This window comes from Corallococcus sp. AB049A, assembly GCF_003668885.1.
GTDB classification, from domain to species: Bacteria; Myxococcota; Myxococcia; order Myxococcales; family Myxococcaceae; genus Corallococcus; species Corallococcus interemptor.
Map to the genome: position 1 here is coordinate 1 of NZ_RAWL01000406.1, position 7,640 is coordinate 7,640.

Annotated in this window: 7 protein-coding genes and 1 pseudogene; 4 read left to right on the forward strand and 4 right to left on the reverse strand. The window is 70.3% G+C overall.

Annotated elements, in window-relative coordinates; all coding sequences use genetic code 11:
- Both D7X55_RS31580 and D7X55_RS31585 read right to left on the reverse strand, forming a co-directional pair.
- Positions 1-478 (reverse strand): annotated as a pseudogene (locus tag D7X55_RS31580) (type 2 lantipeptide synthetase LanM); the annotation flags it as partial.
- 129 nt (positions 479-607) lie between these two features.
- A complete protein-coding gene (locus tag D7X55_RS31585) occupies positions 608-805 on the reverse strand; it encodes a DUF6229 family protein (RefSeq protein WP_121725008.1) in 198 nt (65 codons plus the stop codon).
- 379 nt (positions 806-1,184) lie between these two features.
- On the opposite strand from D7X55_RS31585, the gene D7X55_RS31590 reads away from it, so the two are divergent.
- The gene (locus D7X55_RS31590) at positions 1,185-2,654 is read left to right on the forward strand and encodes a C25 family cysteine peptidase (protein WP_158616322.1); all 1,470 of its coding nucleotides are present in this window, start codon (positions 1,185-1,187) and stop codon (positions 2,652-2,654) included.
- A gap of 15 nt (positions 2,655-2,669) precedes the next feature.
- A complete protein-coding gene (locus tag D7X55_RS31595) occupies positions 2,670-4,043 on the forward strand; it encodes a metallophosphoesterase (RefSeq protein ID WP_120552452.1) in 1,374 nt (457 codons plus the stop codon).
- Between the two features lie 3 nt (positions 4,044-4,046).
- On the opposite strand, the gene D7X55_RS31600 is transcribed toward D7X55_RS31595, so the two are convergent.
- On the reverse strand, positions 4,047-5,243 hold the full coding sequence (locus tag D7X55_RS31600; RefSeq protein ID WP_233610188.1) for a sugar MFS transporter: 1,197 nt from the start codon (positions 5,241-5,243) through the stop codon (positions 4,047-4,049).
- A gap of 342 nt (positions 5,244-5,585) precedes the next feature.
- Here D7X55_RS31600 and D7X55_RS31605 point away from each other — a divergent pair, with 342 nt between their 5' ends.
- Both D7X55_RS31605 and D7X55_RS31610 read left to right on the forward strand, forming a co-directional pair.
- Positions 5,586-5,951: a MerR family transcriptional regulator gene (locus D7X55_RS31605; protein WP_121725009.1), complete on the forward strand. Its 366-nt coding sequence runs from the start codon at positions 5,586-5,588 to the stop codon at positions 5,949-5,951.
- The gene (locus D7X55_RS31610; RefSeq protein WP_121725010.1) at positions 5,938-6,861 is read left to right on the forward strand and encodes an alpha/beta fold hydrolase; all 924 of its coding nucleotides are present in this window, start codon (positions 5,938-5,940) and stop codon (positions 6,859-6,861) included. Before D7X55_RS31605 ends, D7X55_RS31610 begins: the two co-directional genes overlap by 14 nt.
- A 12-nt stretch (positions 6,862-6,873) precedes the next feature.
- On the opposite strand, the gene D7X55_RS31615 is transcribed toward D7X55_RS31610, so the two are convergent.
- A partial coding sequence (locus D7X55_RS31615) for a glutaminase (RefSeq protein ID WP_121725012.1) occupies positions 6,874-7,640 on the reverse strand: 767 nt, incomplete at its 5' end.

Consider the following 7,640-nt stretch of genomic DNA (forward strand, 5'->3'; position numbering starts at 1 on the left):
GGGCATCCCCCTCCCCCAGCCGCAGGCGCCTCAGCGCGCCGCGCGGACGGCCGGGCAGCTCCGGCAGGGACTCCCGGTCCGCGACGAACCGCTCCGTCAGGCGCAGCACCGCCTGGGTCTGGAGCCGGCCCAACGTCCCCAGCCGGTCCAGGAGCGGCGGGTAGCGGCCGCGCAGGTGCTCGTGGAAGCGGGACGAGCACGCGTGGTCGAGGAACTGGGCCCACCTCCCCGGCGAGTCCGCCGCGTCGAGCCGGCCCTCCAGCGACGCTGCGTGCAGCTCCAGGAGGAGCACGCGGTTGAGCTTGAGCTGGGCGCTGAAGCCGAGCATCTCGCGGGCCGCGGCCTCCACCACGTCGCGCTCGGCGGAGGACAGGCCCTGTATTTGAGAGAGCCGTTCGGACAGCGCGTCCAGGTGCGGCGCCAGCAGGACGTTCACGGGGCGCGCGAGCCATCCCTCGGGAGGGACCTCGGCAGCCATCGACGCTTCCTCGTGGACCATGAGGGGGCTCCCTGGGGGTGGGGACCGGTGAGGGGAATCGTGGAAGGCCCTCCGGTGCCGCGCACGGCGCCGGAGGGGTGATTCATGCGGACGGGGGGCCGCGATGGATCAACAGCAGAACGCGGTCGTGGACGCGGTGCAGCTGCTGCAACCCGTGTCCGCCACCAGGTTGGACTCGGTGAGCGCCTGCTCCGTGCGCTCACCTCCCACGAAGAGCGGTCCCGCCGGGTTGGTCATGCCATGGGACTCCTCATTGCCGGCCAGCCAGCCCTCCACCACTTCCTGGAACTCGGGCTTCTTCTGCATGAGTGTTCTCCCTCGCGTCCGGACGGACCTGGCGAGGGGTGCCATGTGCGCCGGACGCGGCGCGAACGTGAACACAGACACGCCCCGCAATGCCAGACGCGTCAGGCCAAAGTCATACACCGCACAAAGGCTTGCGCTCACACGCCACAAGTCCAGCGAGGCGCGAACCTGGCGTAAGGGATTGCCACCATGAAACGGCGGGCCTCTGTCCGAGGGGACGAGCCCACCGTGGACCAGGTGACACGCCGGCCCCACGGTCGGAATGCGCGCACGCCACGCGACACCGGGCGCCTCTGAACGCCGGGCGCCCGACACCCGGGCCCCTGTCCGCTCTTTCCAGGTCAGCGTGGATGCCTAGGATGTCGGGGAGGAGGTGAACGTGGAGCGCCCCATCAACCGCCCGGAGGATCCGCTGGTCCTCAACGGCATCGACGGCACCACCGGGCAGTACCTGGTGCCGCCCATCGCGTTGCCCGCGGCCGCGGAGGTGGCGGAGCCCCAGGGCCAGGCCGCGTATTTCGAGGCCTGGAGGAAGTGGCTCGAGTACGTCCCCCTCACCACCCGGTTCGGGCTGCCTTTCGACGTCCGGCCGGAGGTCTATGCCGAGGCCGGTTGGGGCGTGGTGTTCCCCGCGTCCGCCTCCGAGGCGCTTCGCCAGAGCCTGGATCCCCTCCTCGTCCACCGGCACGCGCGCGTGGAGCCGGGCCGGTTCCACATCCTCACCTACCAGCCCGGAGAGACAGCGCATCAATTCCTCCAGCGGTACGGAGCGGCCATCGGCGACGTGGATCCGGATGCGGTCCCCTACTACCTGCTGCTCGTCGGCGGACCCGACGCCATCCCGTTCGACGTCCAGCACTCGCTCTCCCTGTCGTATGCCGTCGGCCGTCTGTCGTTCGACACGACCGAGGAGTACGCGCGCTATGCGGCCAGCGTGGTGGCGTATGAGACGGATGAGTTCGTTCCCAATCACCGTCAGGTGAGCTGGTGGGGACCCAAGCATCCCGGTGACCGGTCCACGGAGCTCAGCGCGGACAGCCTCGTCGCCCCGCTGGCTCGGGGGGCACCGCTGGAACAACCGCCTCAGCTGGCGAAGACGCTCGCCGCGAAGGCGCGCTACACCAGCCGGGACGCCATCGAGGACGACGCGACCCGCGAGTGGCTGCTCGAAGCGCTTCACGGCCGGGTGGAGCGGCCCGCCGTGCTCTTCACCGCGTCCCACGGCGTGGGGTTCAAGGCGAACGACCCGCTCCAGCTCGCGAAACAAGGCGCATTGCTGAGCCAGGACTGGTCCGGCTTCGGCGCGATGACCCCCGAGCACTACGTGGCGGCGTCGGACATCCAGGACGACGCGAAACTCCATGGCCTGGTGGCGTTCTTCTTCGCCTGCTTCGGCGTGGGCACGCCCGCGCATGACGAGTTCCCCATGACGGCCTCCCGTGGCGGAGACGCGCTCGCGAATGCGCCCTTCATCGCGGCCCTGCCCCGCCGGCTGCTGGCCCATCCCAACGGCGGCGCGCTCGCGGTCATCGGCCACGTGGAGCGGGCCTGGGGCTTCTCCATCAAGCCCCTGCAGATGACGCAGGCGACCATCCTGCCCTTCCGCAACACCCTCGGGTGGATCATGGGCGGCCTGCCGGTGGGCTATGCGCTGAAGGATTTCCGGGACCGGCTCTCCGACGCCAACAACATCCTGCTGACGCACCTGGATGCCAACACGTCCAACGGCAAGCTCCAGCCGCGTGAGCTGCTGCACCGGTGGATTGAACGCAACGACGCCCGCAACTACGTGGTGCTCGGCGATCCCGCCGTGAGCATCCGGCAGACCGCCTTGAAGACGCTTCCCTGAAAGGAGCATCGACCCATGCGAACGCTCATTCTCAGCGACCTCCACCTCGGCAACGGAGGCCCCTACGACATCTTCGCGGGCGCCGCCGAGCTGCCCGCCCTCTTCGACTCCTTCACCCGCGAGCCCACCCACGTCGTCCTCAACGGGGACAGCTTCGACTTCCTGCTCAATGACGACCCGCTGGCGGTGGATCCCCAGCGGACGCTGGAGCAGGCCCGGGCCCTGGTGACGTCCGCGACGACGGCGCCCGCGTTGAAGGCGCTCGGGCGGGTGCTGGCCGCGGGCGGCCGGGCGACGATGGTGGTGGGCAACCACGACCTGGAGCTGGCGCTGCCGGAGGTCCAGGAGGTGATCCGCTCCGCGCTGGGACAGCCCCGGGAGGTGGCTTCGCGGCTGGAGTTCCGGGACGGCACCGCGCCGCTGCAACTGGAGGTCGGCGGGTCGCGCGTGCTCGTCACGCACGGTGAGCACACCGACGTGGCGAACCGCATCGACTACCCCTCGCTGCTGTCGCCGGAGCGGGCGAACCGCTTCCGGTATCCGCCGGGCTCGGTGCTGGTGAAGACGCTGCTCAACCCGCTCAAGCACCAGCACCGCATGCGGTACATGGACCTGCTCAAGCCGGACTTCGAGGGCGCGGTGATGGTGGCGCTCGGCGTGAAGCCGGACGCGCTCAAGGTCCTGTTCACGCCCGGGACGCTCACGCTCATCCGGCGCCTGCTGCAGAACCGGGGCCTCGCGCCGGCCTTCGCGCTCGAACCCATGGACGCGGTGGGCGGTTCGGAAGCGGACGTGCACCTGGCGCGCAGCCTGGCGCGGGTGGACCTGAAGGACGACGAGGTGGACGCGCTCCTGTCGGTGCTCGACCCGGAGAAGCTCAACGCCTTCGACAATCCGGAGGCCCTGGGCCGCGCCCGGCTGAAGCTGGCCCGGGCGGGCTTCGCGCTCTACGCGCGGCTGCACCGCGCGGTCGCGGGAAGGACGGGCACGGACTACTTCGCCCTGGAGCCGGGCAAGGACGAGCTCGCGGAGACCGCTCGGCTGGGCAAGAAGTACAACCCCCATGCGGTGGTGATGGGCCACACGCACGCGGCCCGCTGGCACGAGGGCAATGGCCCCCTCTACGCCAACACCGGCACGTGGATCTCCCTCCTGCGGCTCCCCGCTCCGGAGGCCACCGACGAGGAATGGGGTGAATACCTCGCGGAGCTCCAGGTCAATCCCTCGCTGGAGCCCGCGAAGCAGCAGCGCGCGAAGCTGGAGCAGCGCTTCACCTTCGTGGAGGTGGAGCCGCGCACCGGGACGCGGGGCGCGACGCTGCGGCTGTCGCAGTGGACGGAGCAAGGCCCCAAGATGCTGAGGAGCGCGGAGCTGCCGGCGGGGAGCTGACGCTCAGCGCGAGAGCTGGGGGCGGTCCGCCACGGCGGACAGCACGCCGTGCACCCCGAGCAGCACCACGGCGACCCCGAGCATGTAGGGGGCGATGAACTGGAGCCCCCACCGCTCCGCGATGATCCCCGCGAGGCTGGGGATCGCCGCCACGCCCGTCGTCGCCGCGCTGACCTGGAAGCCCACGGCGTGCGCGGAGACATCCAGCCCCACGCGGCCCGGCGTCACCGACATGAGGGCCGGGAAGATGGGCGCGAGCGCGAGCCCCAGCAACACGAGGCCCAGCGCGGGAGGCACGGAGGGAATCGCGAACAGGACGGCGCCCGCCACCGACAGCGCGGTGCTCCCGCGCAGCATGCGCACCGGTCCGAGGTGTTCGACGACGAAGCCGGACAGCACACGCCCCGCGAGCAGGCTGCCCCAGTAGAGGCTCACGAAGGTGCCCGCGGCGGCGGTGTGCAGGCCCCGGCCTTCGGTGAGCACCGTGAAGCTCCACTGGCCGGCCGTCACCTCCAGGCCCGTGTAGAAGAAGAACGTGAGGATCTGCAGCCACACGCGGGGACGGCGCACGGCCTCCATCGCGGACGCGGTGGGCACCTCCGCCCGGGGTTCCTCTCCCGGCGCCGAGGGCGCGTCCCACAGCCGGCGCATCACCAGGAACGACAGGGCCAGCGTGCCCAGGGTGACGGCGAGGACGGCATAGCCCGTGCGCCACCCTGCGCCTCGCGCGAGCAGCGCGGTCATCAGCACGGGGCCCATCGCCGCGCCCACGCTGTAGGCCGCGTGCAACCAGGACATGTGCTTGGGGCCGAAGTTCTGGGCCGCGTAGTTGTTGAGCGCGGAGTCGATGGCGCCCGAGCCGAAGCCAATGAAGCAAGCAGCGGCCAGGAACAGCGCGAACAGGGGCACCGTCGAGTACCCCGTGAGCCCCAGCGCCACCGAGCCGGTGCTCAGCGCCAGCAGCAACCCCAGGTTCATGGCCCGCATCAGCCGGCCCGCGAGCAGTCCGGAGATGAAGTACGCGACGGCCGCGGTCCCCAGGATGGCGCCCATCGTCGCCTGGGACAGACCGAACGTGGTGCGCAGTGACGGCCACGCGACGCCCAGCACCGCGTCCGGCAACCCCAGGCTGACGAAGGCCAGGTAGGCAAGCGTGAGAAGCGCGGGACGCGGACGGGGCACGGGCGGGGAGACACTCACGCGGAGCACCCTAGATCGCGCTCAGGCATCGAGTGAGGCCATCACCGTCACATTCCCCACTGGGGTCTTGACCTTGACACCGGTGGCAGGCCCGAAGCTCCCGAACATGAAGTCCGTCTCCCCGAATGAGAAGGAGAGAACCCGCGTCAGGCCGCCCCGCCGGAGGCGCACCGTAAAAACCTGTCCGACAGTCGGACAAGTTGGGGCCCGCGCGGAGGGGAGGCCCTGCGCCATCCCAGCCGCTCGAACCTGTCCGACTGTCGGACAGGTTTTGAGCGTGTCGGGCGGGAAGCGAGCCGCGTGGATGTTAGGGGTCCCTGACATCTGGACTCAGGAGAATCGATGAACATCGGAGAACTCGCCCGGCGCACGGGCAGCAGCGCGCGGTCCATCCGCCACTACGACAAGGCGGGGCTGCTCGCCTCGCACCGCCGCGACAACGGCTACCGTGACTTCGACGAGGTCGCCGTCCCCCAGGTCATGCAGGTGGCCCGGATGATCCGCCTGGGCTTTTCCCTGGAGGAGATCGCCACCTTCCCGGGCTGCATGCTCCGGCAGGTCACGGATGCCATCTGCCCGGACGCGCTCGCGGCCCACCGTGAACGCCTGGCGGAGGTCGAACGGCAGCTCTTCGACCTCGCCCGCGTGCGTGAACGGCTCATGTCCATGCTTCCCCCCAACGAACGAGTCCCCCATGAACCGTCGTGACCTGATGAAGACCGCCCTCGTGGGCTCGGCCCTGCTGCCGGGGCTCGGGTTCGCGGCCACACCCTCGAAGGCGCCGCGCAAGGCCAGGACGCTCCTCCTGGTCCACGGCGCGTGGCACAACGCCCTGCACTGGTCGCGCGTCGCGGAGGCCCTGTGCGCGATGGGGCATCAGGTGGTGGCCATCGACCTGCCTGGCCACGGCCTCAACGCGCGCTTCCCCGCGTCCTATCTCACGGGCGACGCGGCTCGCTTCGCGGTGGAGCGCTCGCCCCTGGCCGACGTCACGTTGGACGACTGCGCGGACGCAGTGGTCACCGCGCTGGAGAAGCTCCAGGCCGGATCCAAGCCCGTTCTTGTAGGTCACAGCGCGGGTGGCACCGTCATCACCCGCGCGGCGGAGAAGGCCCCGCACCTCATTGGCAGGCTGGTGTACCTGAGCGCCTTTGTCCCGCTGCGCCTCCAGAGCGCCAGCGCCTACGGCGCCCTGCCCGAGGGCCACACGCCCTACAGCGAAGCACTCTTCATCGGCGATGCCGCGAAGCTGGGCGCGGTGCGGATCAACCCTCGCGGCGATGCGGCATACCGCGAGGCGCTTCGCGCGGGCTTCTACCACGACGTGGACGCAGCGGCCTTCCTGCCCTTCGCGCTCACCCTCACGCCGGACATTCCCTTGTCCCTGTGGACCGGAAAGGTCGGCGCCACGAAGGAGCGCTGGGGCCGCATTCCCCGCAGCTACCTGCGCTGCGCCCAGGACCGCGCCCTGGCCCCCGCGCTCCAGGACCTGATGATCCGCGAGGCCGACGCCTTCACACCCTGCAACGCGTTCACCGTGGACACACTGGACACGTCGCACTCGCCCTTCGCGTCCCAGCCCCAGAAGCTGGCCGCATTGCTGGACGGGCTGCGCTGACGAAGCGCGGCTTCAGAAGATGGACAGGCCGGTCAGCGTCGTGAACCGGTCCAGCGCTTCCACGCCCGCGACGGAATTGCCCCTTGCATCCAGCCCGGGGCTCCATACGCACAGGCCGCAGCGGTTGGGGATGACCGCGATGATGCCCCCTCCCACGCCGCTCTTTCCCGGCAGCCCCACGCGGTAGGCGAACTCGCCCGCCGCGTCGTAGGTGCCGCACGTGAGCATCACCGCGTTGACCTGCTTGGCCTGGCTGCGCGTGAGCAGCCTGGAGCCGTCCGCTCGCTGACCATGGCGCGCGAGGAAGCCACAGGCCCTCGCCAGGTCCGCGCAGCTCATCGCCAGGGAGCACTGCCAGAAGTAGTGCTCCAGCACCTCCGGCACCGCGCCCTCCATGTTGCCGTAGCTGGCCATGAAGTGCGCCAGCGCGCGGTTGCGGTGCCCGTGCTCCGCCTCCGACGCGGCGATGACCGGATCAAAATCCACGGACGGATTGCCGCTCTCCGCGCGCAGGAAGTCCCGCAGCGTGCCTCGCGCATCCCCCGTGAGCCGCTGCAACCGGTCCGTGATGACCAGCGCCCCCGCGTTGATGAACGGATTGCGCGGGATGCCCTGCTCGTACTCCAGCTGCACCAGCGAGTTGAACGGATTGCCCGATGGCTCCTTCCCCACGCGCCGCCACAGCGCGTCCCCGTCCCTCGACAGCGCGAGCGCCAGCGTGAACACCTTGGAGATGCTCTGGATGGAGAACGGCTCGCGCCAGTCCCCCACCCCGTACA